This window comes from Flavobacterium aureirubrum (assembly GCF_038739835.1).
GTDB classification, from domain to species: domain Bacteria; phylum Bacteroidota; class Bacteroidia; order Flavobacteriales; family Flavobacteriaceae; genus Flavobacterium; species Flavobacterium aureirubrum.
In genome coordinates this window covers 12,755-26,076 of the sequence record NZ_JBCGDO010000004.1, presented here as the reverse complement: position 1 = coordinate 26,076, position 13,322 = coordinate 12,755, and the positions used below count along the sequence as shown (strand labels likewise).

The 13,322-nt window shown below is 34.0% G+C and carries 14 protein-coding genes and 1 pseudogene; 8 read left to right on the top strand and 7 right to left on the bottom strand.

What is annotated here, in order from left to right:
- Nucleotides 1-13 precede the first annotated feature (13 nt).
- Complete coding sequence (locus WFZ85_RS04550; protein WP_342695096.1) at nt 14-841, bottom strand: 2,3,4,5-tetrahydropyridine-2,6-dicarboxylate N-succinyltransferase; 828 nt, start codon at nt 839-841, stop codon at nt 14-16.
- Nucleotides 842-1,083: 242 nt separating this feature from the next.
- On the opposite strand from WFZ85_RS04550, the gene WFZ85_RS04545 reads away from it, so the two are divergent.
- The 7 genes from WFZ85_RS04545 to WFZ85_RS04515 all read left to right on the top strand — a co-directional run bounded on the left by WFZ85_RS04545 (nt 1,084) and on the right by WFZ85_RS04515 (nt 6,456).
- Nucleotides 1,084-1,980, top strand: a complete 897-nt coding sequence (locus WFZ85_RS04545) for a copper resistance protein NlpE N-terminal domain-containing protein (protein WP_342695095.1) — start codon at nt 1,084-1,086, stop codon at nt 1,978-1,980.
- Nucleotides 1,981-1,986: 6 nt separating this feature from the next.
- Nucleotides 1,987-2,403, top strand: coding sequence for a Holliday junction resolvase RuvX (gene ruvX / locus WFZ85_RS04540; RefSeq protein ID WP_342695094.1), 417 nt, complete (start codon nt 1,987-1,989; stop codon nt 2,401-2,403).
- A gap of 120 nt (nt 2,404-2,523) precedes the next feature.
- Nucleotides 2,524-3,111: a peptide deformylase gene (gene def, locus WFZ85_RS04535; RefSeq protein WP_342695093.1), complete on the top strand. Its 588-nt coding sequence runs from the start codon at nt 2,524-2,526 to the stop codon at nt 3,109-3,111.
- A gap of 65 nt (nt 3,112-3,176) precedes the next feature.
- Complete coding sequence (locus tag WFZ85_RS04530) at nt 3,177-3,686, top strand: DUF5606 family protein (protein ID WP_342695092.1); 510 nt, start codon at nt 3,177-3,179, stop codon at nt 3,684-3,686.
- Nucleotides 3,687-3,820: 134 nt separating this feature from the next.
- The gene (mazG, locus tag WFZ85_RS04525) at nt 3,821-4,597 is read left to right on the top strand and encodes a nucleoside triphosphate pyrophosphohydrolase (RefSeq protein ID WP_342695091.1); all 777 of its coding nucleotides are present in this window, start codon (nt 3,821-3,823) and stop codon (nt 4,595-4,597) included.
- A 635-nt stretch (nt 4,598-5,232) separates the two neighbouring features.
- Nucleotides 5,233-5,787, top strand: coding sequence for a hypothetical protein (locus WFZ85_RS04520; protein WP_342695090.1), 555 nt, complete (start codon nt 5,233-5,235; stop codon nt 5,785-5,787).
- A gap of 15 nt (nt 5,788-5,802) precedes the next feature.
- Nucleotides 5,803-6,456, top strand: a complete 654-nt coding sequence (locus WFZ85_RS04515; protein WP_342695089.1) for a hypothetical protein — start codon at nt 5,803-5,805, stop codon at nt 6,454-6,456.
- Here WFZ85_RS04515 and WFZ85_RS04510 read toward each other — a convergent pair.
- Nucleotides 6,453-6,701, bottom strand: a pseudogene (locus tag WFZ85_RS04510) (transposase); the annotation flags it as partial. The gene WFZ85_RS04515 and the pseudogene WFZ85_RS04510 overlap by 4 nt on opposite strands.
- Before the next feature lie 33 nt (nt 6,702-6,734).
- Nucleotides 6,735-7,283: an REP-associated tyrosine transposase gene (locus WFZ85_RS04505; protein ID WP_342695088.1), complete on the bottom strand. Its 549-nt coding sequence runs from the start codon at nt 7,281-7,283 to the stop codon at nt 6,735-6,737.
- Between the two features lie 167 nt (nt 7,284-7,450).
- On the opposite strand from WFZ85_RS04505, the gene WFZ85_RS04500 reads away from it, so the two are divergent.
- The gene (locus WFZ85_RS04500; protein WP_342695087.1) at nt 7,451-8,899 is read left to right on the top strand and encodes an APC family permease; all 1,449 of its coding nucleotides are present in this window, start codon (nt 7,451-7,453) and stop codon (nt 8,897-8,899) included.
- Between the two features lie 423 nt (nt 8,900-9,322).
- On the opposite strand, the gene WFZ85_RS04495 is transcribed toward WFZ85_RS04500, so the two are convergent.
- Genes WFZ85_RS04495 through WFZ85_RS04480 form a run of 4 tightly spaced genes read right to left on the bottom strand, consistent with a single transcriptional unit; the run spans nt 9,323 to nt 13,271 of the window.
- Nucleotides 9,323-10,534, bottom strand: coding sequence for a peptidylprolyl isomerase (locus WFZ85_RS04495; protein ID WP_342695253.1), 1,212 nt, complete (start codon nt 10,532-10,534; stop codon nt 9,323-9,325).
- A gap of 35 nt (nt 10,535-10,569) precedes the next feature.
- Nucleotides 10,570-11,676: a peptidylprolyl isomerase gene (locus tag WFZ85_RS04490; protein ID WP_342695086.1), complete on the bottom strand. Its 1,107-nt coding sequence runs from the start codon at nt 11,674-11,676 to the stop codon at nt 10,570-10,572.
- Nucleotides 11,677-11,686: 10 nt separating this feature from the next.
- On the bottom strand, nt 11,687-12,253 hold the full coding sequence (gene gldI, locus WFZ85_RS04485) for a gliding motility-associated peptidyl-prolyl isomerase GldI (RefSeq protein ID WP_342695085.1): 567 nt from the start codon (nt 12,251-12,253) through the stop codon (nt 11,687-11,689).
- Nucleotide 12,254: 1 nt separating this feature from the next.
- Nucleotides 12,255-13,271, bottom strand: coding sequence for a DHH family phosphoesterase (locus tag WFZ85_RS04480; protein WP_342695084.1), 1,017 nt, complete (start codon nt 13,269-13,271; stop codon nt 12,255-12,257).
- Nucleotides 13,272-13,322 lie beyond the last annotated feature (51 nt).

Sequence of the window (13,322 nt, the reverse complement as noted above, 5' to 3'; positions counted from 1 at the left end):
AAAAAGGTTTAGGTTACACCGCTACATCATATTCTCTTAACGCATCATTAAGTGATGTTTTTAAATCAGTTGATGGTTTACGTTTTCCAATAATTAAAGCACAAGGAACTTGAAAATCTCCTGCTGCAAATGACTTAGTGTAACTGCCAGGAATAACTACAGAACGTGCAGGAACAACTCCTTTATATTCAATAGGTTCGCTTCCCGTTACATCAATAATTTTTGTAGAAGCAGTCAAACAAACGTTGGCACCAAGAACAGCTTCTTTTTCTACACGCACACCTTCAACCACAATGCATCTCGAACCAATAAAAGCACCATCTTCAATAATTACTGGCGCAGCTTGAAGCGGTTCAAGAACGCCACCAATTCCAACACCGCCAGAAAGGTGAACATTTTTACCAATTTGAGCGCAACTTCCAACGGTTGCCCAAGTATCGACCATAGTGCCTTCGTCAACATAGGCACCAATATTTACATAGCTTGGCATCAAAATAACACCTTTGGAAATATAGGCACCATACCTTGCCGTTGCTGGTGGAACTACTCGAATGCCTTTTTCTGCATAACCCGTTTTCAGCAACATTTTATCATGATATTCAAAAATTCCTGCTTCCCAAGTTTCCATTTTTTGAATAGGGAAATACATCACAACGGCTTTTTTAACCCACTCGTTTACTTGCCATACTGTTGAACTGGCGTCATCTCGTGGTTCAGCAACTCTCAAAGTTCCTGCATCCAATAACGCAATGACTTCTCTAATAGCATTTGTGGTAGTTTCTTCTTTTAATAATTCTCGGTTTTCCCAAGCTTTTTCTATGATGGATTGTAAGTGGTTCATTTTTGTATGTTTAATTTGTAAGCAAAAAAATGTAGTAATTTTAAAGTCAGCAAATATACCTTTTTTAGACGATTGTTAAAAATGCATTTTATTTAACTTTATTTTTCGATTTGATTTGATATTTTTGACCGTCAAAGTAGTGCTATCAGATAACGACAACCATTTAAAATTTTGTGAAAATATTTTGTTTGTAATAAAAATTTCGTTGCATTGATAAACTACTGAAGTAAAAAATAATTTTTATGAACAAAATTCTGTTAGTGTTGCTTTCTTTTCTAGTTTTAAGTTGTCAACAGCAACCAAAAAATAATGTTGAAGCAAAAAAAGATACTATTAGCAGTGCATTTTCTGAGATGCATAATGCTAAAACTTCCCTCGATTATATTGGTTCATATAAAGGCATTTTACCGTGCGCTGACTGCGAAGGATTGGAAACTGAAATTGTTATCAATGAAAATGATACTTACAGCATCAAAAGAAGATACCAAGGAAAAGGTTTTAGGGTGTTTGTCCAAAAAGGAAATTTTATTTGGAATAAAGAGGGCAATGTTATCATTTTGACAAATGTTAAAAATGAGCCAAATCAGTATTTTGTGGGAGAAAATACCTTGACACAACTAGATTTATCGGGTCAAAAAATTACAGGTAATTTAGCATCACAGTACATTTTATCTAAGCAGTCAAACAATTCTACAACCGCCGAAACTATTGATGAAAACAGCACATCGACAGTGGATTTAAACAATAGAATAGCAACCACAACGGTTATAAAAAAAGTAAATCCCGCGATAGGTAAGTTTACCTTAGCAGAAACAAAATGGAAGTTAGCCAGCTTAAACAATGTCGCTATCGTTCAAAAAAGCAAAAAAGTAAATTTCTTGAAATTAAACTCAAAAGATGGTCGTTTTATTGCCTACATGGGTTGTAATTCTATTTCAGGAAGTTATGCTATGCCAATGTCTACTAAAATTGTATTTTCAAATGCAGTAATGACCAGAATGGCCTGTCCTGATATGACTTTGGAAACAGATTTTCTAGCTATGTTAGAAAACGTTGCGAGCTACAAAATTGAAAACGATAGGTTACTTTTATTTAGTGAAAGAACAAAAGTAATCGCAAAATTTACTGCCATAAAATAATTTCCAATGCCACGAATTTTAGCTATTGATTATGGAATAAAACGAACAGGAATTGCAGTTACTGATGATTTGCAAATAATAGCATCGGGATTAACAACTATTCCTTCTGAAACAACGATTGCTTTTTTAGCTAATTATTTTGCGAAAGAAAATGTGACCAAAGTCCTTATTGGCGAACCTAAGCAAATGAATGGACAACCCTCTGAAAGTGCCACTGTTATTGACAAGTTTGTAATTCAATTCACAACTGCTTTTCCCGAAATAAAGGTTGAACGCGTTGATGAACGATTTACGTCAAAAATGGCTTTTCAAACAATGATAGATAGCGGATTGAAAAAAAAACAACGTCAAAATAAAGCTTTGATAGATGAAATTGCAGCAACTATAATGTTGCAAGATTATTTGACTAGAAAAATGATTTAATTTCATTATTTTTGCCACGTTAAAAAAACAAAAGTTAACTAATTTTAAATACTAAAGATTGACAGATAATAGGCCTATAAATCTACTATCTACCATCTAAAATCTAATATCTAAAATCAAATGATTTTACCGATTTATGGTTATGGAGAAACTGTCCTTCGACAAGTGGCTCAAGAAATTACCCCAGATTATCCTCATTTAAAGGAAATAATTTACAACATGTATGAGACCATGTACAATGCCTATGGTGTTGGTTTAGCCGCACCACAAGTAGGTATGGCCATACGACTTTTTGTTATTGATACCGAACCGTTTAGCGATAGCAAAGATTTATCACTAGAAGAGCAAGAGCAATTGAAAAATTTTAAACAAACGTTTATCAACGCAAAAATGCTCAAAGAAGAAGGCGAAGAATGGAGTTTTAATGAAGGCTGTTTGAGCATTCCCGATGTGAGAGAAGATGTATACCGCAATGAAAAAATTACATTAGAATATTGCGATGAGAATTTTAATAAAAAAACCGAAGTTTTTGATGGTTTAATTGCCCGAGTAATTCAGCACGAATACGATCATATTGAAGGTATTTTGTTTACTGATCACCTCACCATTTTGAAAAAAACTTTAATCAAAAAGAAACTTCAAAACATCATGGACGGAAAAGCTAGACCCGATTATCGCATGAAATTTGCCAATAAAAAAGGAAGATAGTTTTAAAAATCAATCCCCAAGCTTCGGGACAAAATCAAATTTAATTTCAAAAAATCACTATAAAAATGAACGTAGATAAAATTTTAGCTATTGCAGGAAAACCAGGTCTATTTGAATTAAAGCTACAAACCCGTTCTGGATTTTTAGCCGAGTCAATACTAGACGGAAAAAAAATTACAGTAGGTTTGCGAAATAACGTTAGTTTATTAACAGAAATTTCAATTTACACCTACAACGAAGATAAACCGCTTGTAGAAATCATGCGAGCTATAGCCATTAAAGAGAACGAAGGTCCAGCAATTTCCATCAAAGAAGATAATGCCAAGTTAATTGCCTACTTCAAAGAAATTGTTCCCGATTATGATCAAGATAGAGTATATGTTTCTGATATTAAAAAAGTACTCAACTGGTACAATCTTCTTCAAGCAAAAGGAATGGTTTCAAAGGATGAACCAACGATTGCAAATGCAGAAGAAATAAAAGAACAAGTAGTTGAAGAAGTTACTCAAGGCGAAACCGAAACAAGCGAAACGAAAACAAAAAAACCAACCAAAAAAACAAAAAAAGAAGAATAGTTAATTACTTCTTTATAAATACAAATCCTATTGTTTAAATCAACGATAGGATTTTTTATTTTTACCAATCTGAGTGACTGAGTGACTGAGTGACTGAGAAACTGAGTATCTATTATCTAACATCTAACATAAAAATGAACACTCGTCATCAAAAACTAGAAGCTTTCGGTCGTTTACTGGATATCATGGACGATTTGCGCGAAAAATGCCCTTGGGATAAAAAGCAAACATTCGAAAGTTTACGTCATCTTACCATCGAAGAAACCTACGAGTTGGGCGATGCTATTTTGAATAACGATTTACAAGAAATTAAAAAAGAATTAGGCGATTTACTATTGCATATTGTTTTCTATGCCAAAATTGGTAGCGAAGCAACTTCTTTTGACATAGCCGATGTGTGTAACGAAATTTGTGACAAGTTAATTCATCGTCATCCCCATATTTATGGTGATGTAGTTGTAGCAGATGAAGAAGAAGTAAAACAAAACTGGGAGAAACTCAAACTCAAAGAAGGAAAAAAATCAGTATTAGAAGGTGTTCCAAAGGGTTTGCCTGCCTTGGTAAAAGCCAGCCGAATTCAAGATAAAGTAAAAGGCGTAGGCTTTGACTGGGAAGAACCACACCAAGTGTGGGACAAAGTGCAAGAGGAATTACAAGAATTACAAAATGAAGTTCAAGCAGGCAATCAAGATAAAATAGAAGCCGAGTTTGGCGATGTGTTATTTTCGATGATAAATTATGCCCGATTTTTAAACGTAAATCCCGAAGATGCGCTGGAACGCACCAATAAAAAATTCATCAAACGATTTCAATATCTTGAAAGCAAAGCAGGCGAACTCGGAAAACCATTGATGGACATGACTTTGGCTGAAATGGATATTTTTTGGGAAGAAGCGAAGCTGCTTCCATAAAAATAGGAATTGGAAAATCTTTGATTTTCAAATATTTCAATTTTGGGAAGAAGCGAAGCTGCTTCCATAAAAATAGGAATTGGAAAATCTTTGATTTTCAAATATTTCAGTTTTGGAAAGAAGCGAAGAAATTGTAGTGTTCAGCTGGCAGGAATCAGTGATCAGTTATAAATTAGTATATACTTTTTTTAACAGAATTAGCTCGTAAGTTACTACAACCCTAAACAAACGTTAAATCTTATATTTTTGAAAAAAATGTAAGTTTTTTTTTTTTTTTTTTTCAGAAATATAGTTCTAGTTTTACGTATCAGAATTTTATTAGTTCATAAATAACAAACCACCTCGTATTTATGAACACTTAATTTACTACTTAAAAGAAGTAAATTAATTTTTTTTACAAAAAATAGTTTTGGCTTTATTAGCTCATGGTTTACTGCGAATATCGTGGAACGCTACGCATATATTAATTCTTAAAAATGGTTCGATATGGAATAAAGTACACATAAAAAAAGAGAGCCATCTGCTAGGCAGACAACTCTCACAGTCAAAGAAACAATTTCTCACAAAAGTTTAATTTAACACATCAAAAATATGAAAAAACAACAATCTACTAACAATTTAAAAACATAAACACTATGAAAACCTTAAAATCAATTTGTATATCACTAGTTCTGTTTTCTACAGCTGCAAACGCTCAAATCACCAAAGGAAATTGGATGTTTGGGGGTACTGCAAGTTATAACAACACTACTTTTGAATCAACAAGTAGTAATGGTAATACCACTAATGGTAAAGGCAGTAATATAATAGTTTCACCAACGGTAGGATATTTTCTGGCAAATAATTTTGCAAGCGGATTATCTGGAAATTTTTCATTGTCAATGCCAGAAAATGGAAAAAATACTACTGGTTATGGAATTGGACCTTTTGCTCGATATTATTTATTAAAAACCGAGAAAACAGTCAATGTCTTGACTCAAGTAGCTTATTATTATGGTGCTGATAGCAATGATAATAAATCTAATGAATTAAATTTTAAAGCTGGTCCAGTTGTCTATTTTAATAGTAGTGTAGGTTTAGAGTTTACATTCAATTATGCAATTTCAAAATTCTCTAATCAAACATCAGATTCCACAATTAGAAATTTTAGTATTGGTTTTGGTTTTCAAATACATTTAGAAAATAATTAATTAAAAATCATTCGTATGAAAAACTTATTAAAAAAAATTATACTCTTAATTTTATTTGTGAATATTAGTCATTCACAAGTAACTACCACTGTTGATCAAGTTTTTGTTAACAATCAAACTACGGTTAATCTATGTAACACAATTAATCTAGCAAGCAATCAAAGTGTAAACTTAGTTTTCTATTATACATTAACAAAACCGTCTAGTCAAGCAGTTGGTGATGGAACTGTAAGGATACTATTAAAAAATACTTCTTCTTCATTCCCAACAGAAAAAGTTGCTATGAGCATACCAGCATCTTTTTGGTCTCCAACCCAGTATCAATCTACTATTAGTTGTAATATAGGAGCAAACGAAATTCAAGTATCTGGTAGTACAATTTTTGTGGAATATACTAGCGCAGGTAATGTAAAATATCAGAGTTGTGAAAATCCAATAATCAAAAATGCAATTCCTACTTTCACTTTATCGCAAAGCACAGTTAGTGTAGGCTGCAATGACTTAAATCCGAGAACATTTTCGGTAACTGCCGCAAACATTCCTGCAGGTGCAAATGTAGTTTATCAATGGTCTGCCCTAGGATGGTCTGGCACTTCAAACACAAGTTCAATTACGCTAGCACCTTCGTCCCCCGCTAGCGCGAGCATCTTGCTCGTGCAAACTATCTAATTTAAATCAATTTCTAGAACAGTTTGGTCATTATTACCGTAATTCCTAGCACTACTGTATTTCCAATCAATTGGTTCGGTTACAAAACCTGTTTCAACAGGATTATAATGCAAGTAATTTAATTTTTGTTCAAATACCTTTAATGACCATATTTCAATTGGGTTATTGTTTTTTTGCCAAAACTGTCTGTGCGTTACATTACTATTCTTTTTGCCTGCTCTTTCAAACATCCATAACATCCATTCCCCGCTAGCGCGAGCATCTTGCTCGTGCAAACTCTAATTTAAATCAATTTCTAGAACAGTTTGGTCATTATTACCGTAATTCCTAGCACTACTGTATTTCCAATCAATTGGTTCGGTTACAAAACCTGTTTCAACAGGATTATAATGCAAGTAATTTAATTTTTGTTCAAATACCTTTAATGACCATATTTCAATTGGGTTATTGTTTTTTTGCCAAAACTGTCTGTGCGTTACATTACTATTCTTTTTGCCTGCTCTTTCAAACATCCATAACATCCATTCTCTTCTACTTTCTTGTGGATTTTCTTCAATAGTTTTTAATAATTTTCGAGAGGTAAAACCTTTGAAATCACGCATTAAACCAGACGGATCACCAATTGAAGAACGAAAAATTAAATGAACATGACTTGGCATTATACAATACCCAAATAACTCCATTCCCTTTTCTTTTCTACAATAATCTAGTGACTCCGTAACTATTGAAAAATAAATATCTCGCGTGAATACGTCTATCCAATTTACTGTTGCAAAAGAGACAAAATAGGCTCCTTCTTTTTCTGCAAATTTATATTTTCTGCTCATTTTGCTTATTTACTTTAATTAGTAATAAAAATAATAAATAAAAAATATAAAATTCTTTTTTGGCACGAGCAAGATGCTCGCGCTAGCTTTGGGCATCAGAAAATCTGAAAATCTAATATCTATATTTCACTATATTTGAAATCGACTAACCCAATAAACCAAAAACAATGTCAGAAGAAAAACACCATCTCCAGCGTTCCTTAGGATTAATTGATGCCACCAGTATTGTGGCTGGTTCCATGATAGGTTCAGGAATTTTTGTGGTAACTACATTCATGGCACGCGATTTAGGTTCGGCAGCATGGATATTGGTCACTTGGTTAATTACGGGTTTATTGACCATGTCGGCTGCGTTGAGTTATGGCGAATTAGCGGGAATGATGCCCAATGCCGGCGGACAATATGTCTATATTCAACGTGCTTATGGCAGATTGGTTTCATTTCTATACGGTTGGACCGTTTTTACCGTCATTCAAACCGGAGTTATAGCAGCTGTAGCTGTTACATTTGCTAATTATGCGGCAGTGTTTTTTCCCATTTTAGAAAACAAAATTTTTACGGTTGGCAAAACCTATGCCTTTACAAACAGTCAAGTTTTAGCCATGTTTAGTATTGTTTTACTGACGTATATTAATACAAAAGGAGTAAAAAATGGAAAAGTGATACAATTGGTTTTTACCTCTGCCAAGTTGATTGCACTATTTGCCTTGATCATTTTTGGGCTATATATCGGTTTTCATACCGATACTTTTTCTACTAATTTCAACAACATGTGGGAAGCAAAAAAGACTGTTTTTGATGAAGCTACCCAAACGGTGACGGTAACCAAACTCACAGGAATAGCCATAGTTGGCGCTATTGGAGCTACTATTATTAACTCCTTGTTTTCGAGCGATGCTTGGAACAATGTTACATTTATTGCGGCAGAAATTAAAGACCCAAAGAAAAATATTCCGCGTAGTTTATTCCTCGGAACTCTGATAGTAACAATTATTTATATTTTGGCCAATATTGCATACCTAGCACTCTTACCCTTAAACGGAAATCCAAACGGAACTATTGTTGAAAGCGGAATTATGTTTGCCAATCAAAATCGAGTTGGCGCAGCAGCGGCTAATGTCATCATGGGTAATATTGGTGTTTTTGTGATGGCAGGTTTGATTATGGTTTCTACTTTTGGGTGTAATAGCGGTTTGATTTTATCTGGTGGACGATTGTTTTATGCCATGGCAAAAGATAGTTTGTTTTTTAAAAAAGCAGGCGAATTAAACCACCACGATGTGCCCGAGAAAGCGCTTTGGTTGCAATGTATTTGGGCTTGTTTGCTATGCATTTCGGGGAAATATGGCGATTTATTGACCTATGCTACTTTTGCGTCTTTGTTATTTTATATCTTAACTATCTACGGAATTTTTATTCTCAGAAAAAAAGAACCTGATGCCGAAAGACCTTATAAAGCTTTTGGTTACCCACTAATTCCTATATTATATCTTGTTGTTACAGCGGGAATATGTTTGACACTTTTAATTTATGATACTTTAAATACCGGATTAGGATTAGTTATTGTGGCTCTAGGTATTCCAGTGTATTATTGGTTTATGAATAAGAAAGAATAGAGAAGTGAGAAGCATTTTTTTACCACAGCAATAGGGTTGCAGCTTCTAGATAGAGTAAAAAAAGCGTTATTTAACCAAAAAGGGGGATATTTTCTTACTTCGGACAACTACGATTAGTCTTCGGACTCCTGTTTTATCTCATCTGACACTTACTTTTACTTATCTGATGCCTTCGAAAAGTTATCGGAAGCCTATTTAAGGTCATCTGACTGCTGCAACTGGTTATTTAACGCTTGCAAACGCACATCTGAACGCTTCTTTCTTACATCTGACGGCAAAACCATTTGTTCCATGCATAATATCAGATTTGTAGTTAATTATTTAGAGCGTATGACTTAGTTTTTTATACTCTATTTTTTATCCATTTAACAATAAAAAAAAGAGCCTCGTTGAGACTCTTTTCGTTATAGAATTTAGAAGAAGTTATTTTGTTGGCGCCATTTCTAAAAGTTCTATTTCAAAAATGATATTAGCGTTTGGCGGAATGACATTTCCTGCGCCTCTTTCTCCATAACCTAATTTCGAAGGGATGTAAACCAATGCTTTATCTCCAAAATTCATCATGCTTAATCCTTCAATAAAACCTGGAATTAAACCGTCTTTTTTCCCATATTGAAAAGGAAATGGTTGATAACCGTTTTGTTTTGCTCGGTTTTCGTCAAACTTGCCACACTCTTTGTTTACAGTTTCATAGCTACTATCAAAAAGACTTCCATCTTCAAGATAACCGGCATAATGAATATAAACTGTAGTTCCATCAGCAGGTTTTTTACCAGAACCTTTTTGGGTGATGATGTAGCGCAAACCAGTGGCAGTTTCTGTTGCTGTTGCTTTTGTTTCAGTTAAATATTTCGCTTTTGCCGCAATAACAGGACCATATTTTGCATTATATTCTGCTTTTTTAGCTGCTTCCGCTTCGGCTTGTTTTTTTCTATTTTCTTCAGCAATTGCGGCTTCTTTTGCGTCGTCTCCTGCTTTGTTTGCCATATAATCAGCAAATGTTTTTGCGGCATCAAATTTCTTTGCATCGGCACCTTTTCTTACGATGGTAATTTTTTTAATAACGTCGTCTTGTTTGATGGCGTTAACAACATCTTGTCCTGTAACCACGTTTCCGAAAACAGTGTGTTTTCCATCTAACCAAGGAGTTTCTTTATGTGTAATAAAAAATTGAGAGCCATTGGTTTTTGGACCTGAATTAGCCATCGATAAAATTCCTGGTCGATTGTGTTTCAAGTCTGCAACAATCTCGTCTTTAAATGCATAACCTGGTCCACCTGATCCATTGCCCTGTGGGTCGCCACCTTGTATCATAAAATCAGCAATAACTCTATGGAATTTTAAACCATCATAAAAGGGTTTTCCTTTTCGTTTTTCATCAGTTACTGCGGTGTTTGTTCCCTCTGCCAATGAAATGAAGTTAGCAACTGTTATCGGCGTTTTTTGATGCTCCAATTTCAAGACAATTTTTCCTTTATCTGTATCAATTTCTGCAAAAATTCCTGCGTCAACAGCTTTTGGCGTTGGCTTTTTTGCAGTGGTAGTAGGTGATGGTTTTGCAGCTGGTTTCTTCGTAGTTTGCGCTGTAGCACCAATCATTCCCATGCAAAGAATTAGAATTAGATTAACTTTAATTGTATTCATGATTTATTTATTTATTAAGGTTGTTATTATTTTACAATTGTTACTTCAAATATTAAATTAGCATTGGCTGGTATAACATTTCCTGCACCTTGTTCGCCGTAGCCCAAGTTAAAAGGGATAAAGAAAACTGCTTTTTCTCCCATTTTTAATTTATTTATTCCTTCTACAAATCCGGGTATTAGTTGATTTGAACCCATCACATAGGGCAAAGCAGTATAGCCATTCTGCATGGCTCTTTGCTCATCAAACTTACCAAATTGTTTGGCGATTTCAGCACTGCTTGTATCAAATAACGTTCCATCTTCGAGATAGCCAGCATATTCAATAGCAATAGTTTCGCCATCTTGTGGTTTTTTACCATTTGATTTTTGAAGGATATTGAATTTAAAACCAGAAGCTGTTTTAGTAGCTGATTTCATCAACTGATTAAAATAGGCCACTTTCTGGTCTTTCACTATTTTGTATTTTGCGTCATACTCCTTTTGTTGTTGCGCATCAATGGCAGCTTGCTTTTTTTGATTTTCAATTTCATTTTTAAAATAATCGCTAAAAACTTTTACCGCATCAAACTTTTTAACTTCTTCACCTTTTCTAATGATGGTGATTTTTTTCATCAAATCGCCTTGAGTGATGGTATTTACTATATCCATTCCTTCCACAACATGACCAAAAACAGTATGTTTACCGTCAAGCCAAGGTGTTGCAACATGAGTAATGAAAAACTGACTGCTATTGGTTTTTGGTCCTGAGTTGGCCATGGATAGAATGCCAGGTTTATCATGCTTTAAATCCGTAATTTCATCTACAAATTTATAGCCAGCATCACCTGAACCATTTCCTATTGGATCTCCTGTTTGTATCATAAAATCGGCAATAACTCGGTGAAATTGCAAATCGTCGTAAAATGGTTTTCCTTTTAAATCGTCTGTCACAAATTGATTTTTTCCTTCGGCTAAAGAAACAAAATTGGCTACTGTTATTGGCGTTTTCTTATAGTCTAATGCCACGATAATGTTTCCTCGAGAAGTTTCAATTTCAGCATATAATCCATCTTTTAAGTTTTTATGTTCATCTTTACAAGAGCTACTAATTATAGCCAAAGCAAGCATAAGGAAATACATTGATTTTTTCATTTTATTCTATTTAATTTTCTGTTTTTAAGATGTTTTCAGGTTTAAAATCGTGAAGTGTAACGGTACAAATTATAGGTTGATTGGAACTTATTCGTTTAGTGTCTCCACGATATCCATAAGCCATATGTGAGGGAAAAAGAAAGGTAATCTTTTCGTTTTTACGCATCAGTTTTATGCCGTCGCGCAAACCCATAATTATATTTTGTTTGTCCACTTTATAGGTTTGTGGTCTTAATTCTACTTCAGAATAAACTACGTTTCCTTTAAAATCTTTAATTTCATAGTCAAATTGAGCAATATCTCCTTTTCTTGGTCTAAGTGTATCATGCTCATTCCTAACTTCGTAAGTGTACCAATACCCTTTTTTGGAAGCAATATATTTTATATTTGGGTTGGTTTTCATAATGCTGTCTATTTGACTTTCTTCGCCAGCATTTAATTTTTTATTGCGCTCGATGGACTCTTTCATAAAAGTTCCCGATGAACGCGATATTGGCATTCTTGCTTGCTGTTTTTGGCAACTAATAACAGTTGCTAAAAGCAGCAAAACACATAAAGTCTTAACTATATTTTTCATCTTAAAGATTTGATTTTGATATTAATGTTTCAAATTTATTGATTGTTTCTTTCATACTCAAGTATGATTTTCCTCCGGCAGCATTTATGTGTCCACCACCATTAAAATGTTCGCGTGCAAATTGATTGACATCAAAATCACCTTGAGAACGAAACGATATTTTGATAATATTCTCTCCCGATGTTTCGGGATGGTGTTCGATAAAGATTGCGGTAAAATTTATTCCTTTTATCGTTAACCCATAATTTACAATTCCTTCTGTATCTCCTTTTTCATAGTGAAATTCATCCAATTCTTTTTGCGAAAGCGTTATGTAGGAAGTTTTATATTGTGGTAAAACTTTCATGTTTTGCAAGGCACGACCTAAAAGCTGTAATCGATTATAAGAATTATTATCAAAAAGCTGGTTGTGGATATTGCTGTTTTCGATGCCAATATCAATCAAATCGGCTACAATTCGGTGTGTTGTACTTGTGGTTGAAGGGAACCTAAACGAACCTGAATCGGTAGTAATTCCCGTGTAGATACAAGTGGCAATAGTTTTATCGATTAACGCTGTTTTATCTAAAAAGGAAATGAAGTTGTAAATCATTTCGCAGGTTGAACCAATTAGTGTATCTGAATAAGTGTAAGTAGCATAATTATCAGGTTTTTGATGATGATCAATCATAATCATTGGAACTGTTAGTTTATTTAGTACGTGTTCCATTTCGCCTGTTCGATGCAATGCATTAAAATCTAAGGTGAAAATAATTTCTGATTCTTGCAGTATTTTTGCACAATTAATTTTATCATTTTCATAAATCAAAACCTTGTCAGAACCAGGCAACCAAGCTAAAAAGTTTGGAAAATCGTTTGGTGCTATCACAACTGGTTGTTGATTTAATTTTATTAAAAAATGATACAACGCCAAGGTTGATCCCATGGCGTCACCATCTGGACTTCGGTGTGGAATGATGGCGATTTTTTTGGGTGATGTTAATAGATTTTGAATAGCTATTATTTCTTCTTTTTTCATAGGAAGCGAAAGTACTAAAAATAGGTCACAGATAGCACAGCTTAACACCAA

Excerpts from the sequence above, each read along its gene's own strand:
- WFZ85_RS04550 (WP_342695096.1), bottom strand. The coding sequence starts at position 841 with ATGAACCACTTACAATCCATCATAGAAAAAGCTTGGGAAAACCGAGAA.
- WFZ85_RS04545 (WP_342695095.1), top strand. The coding sequence starts at position 1,084 with ATGAACAAAATTCTGTTAGTGTTGCTTTCTTTTCTAGTTTTAAGTTGT.
- ruvX (WP_342695094.1), top strand. The coding sequence starts at position 1,987 with ATGCCACGAATTTTAGCTATTGATTATGGAATAAAACGAACAGGAATT.
- def (WP_342695093.1), top strand. The coding sequence starts at position 2,524 with ATGATTTTACCGATTTATGGTTATGGAGAAACTGTCCTTCGACAAGTG.
- WFZ85_RS04530 (WP_342695092.1), top strand. The coding sequence starts at position 3,177 with ATGAACGTAGATAAAATTTTAGCTATTGCAGGAAAACCAGGTCTATTT.
- mazG (WP_342695091.1), top strand. The coding sequence starts at position 3,821 with ATGAACACTCGTCATCAAAAACTAGAAGCTTTCGGTCGTTTACTGGAT.
- WFZ85_RS04520 (WP_342695090.1), top strand. The coding sequence starts at position 5,233 with ATGAAAACCTTAAAATCAATTTGTATATCACTAGTTCTGTTTTCTACA.
- WFZ85_RS04515 (WP_342695089.1), top strand. The coding sequence starts at position 5,803 with ATGAAAAACTTATTAAAAAAAATTATACTCTTAATTTTATTTGTGAAT.
- WFZ85_RS04505 (WP_342695088.1), bottom strand. The coding sequence starts at position 7,283 with ATGAGCAGAAAATATAAATTTGCAGAAAAAGAAGGAGCCTATTTTGTC.
- WFZ85_RS04500 (WP_342695087.1), top strand. The coding sequence starts at position 7,451 with ATGTCAGAAGAAAAACACCATCTCCAGCGTTCCTTAGGATTAATTGAT.
- WFZ85_RS04490 (WP_342695086.1), bottom strand. The coding sequence starts at position 11,676 with ATGAAAAAATCAATGTATTTCCTTATGCTTGCTTTGGCTATAATTAGT.
- gldI (WP_342695085.1), bottom strand. The coding sequence starts at position 12,253 with ATGAAAAATATAGTTAAGACTTTATGTGTTTTGCTGCTTTTAGCAACT.
- WFZ85_RS04480 (WP_342695084.1), bottom strand. The coding sequence starts at position 13,271 with ATGAAAAAAGAAGAAATAATAGCTATTCAAAATCTATTAACATCACCC.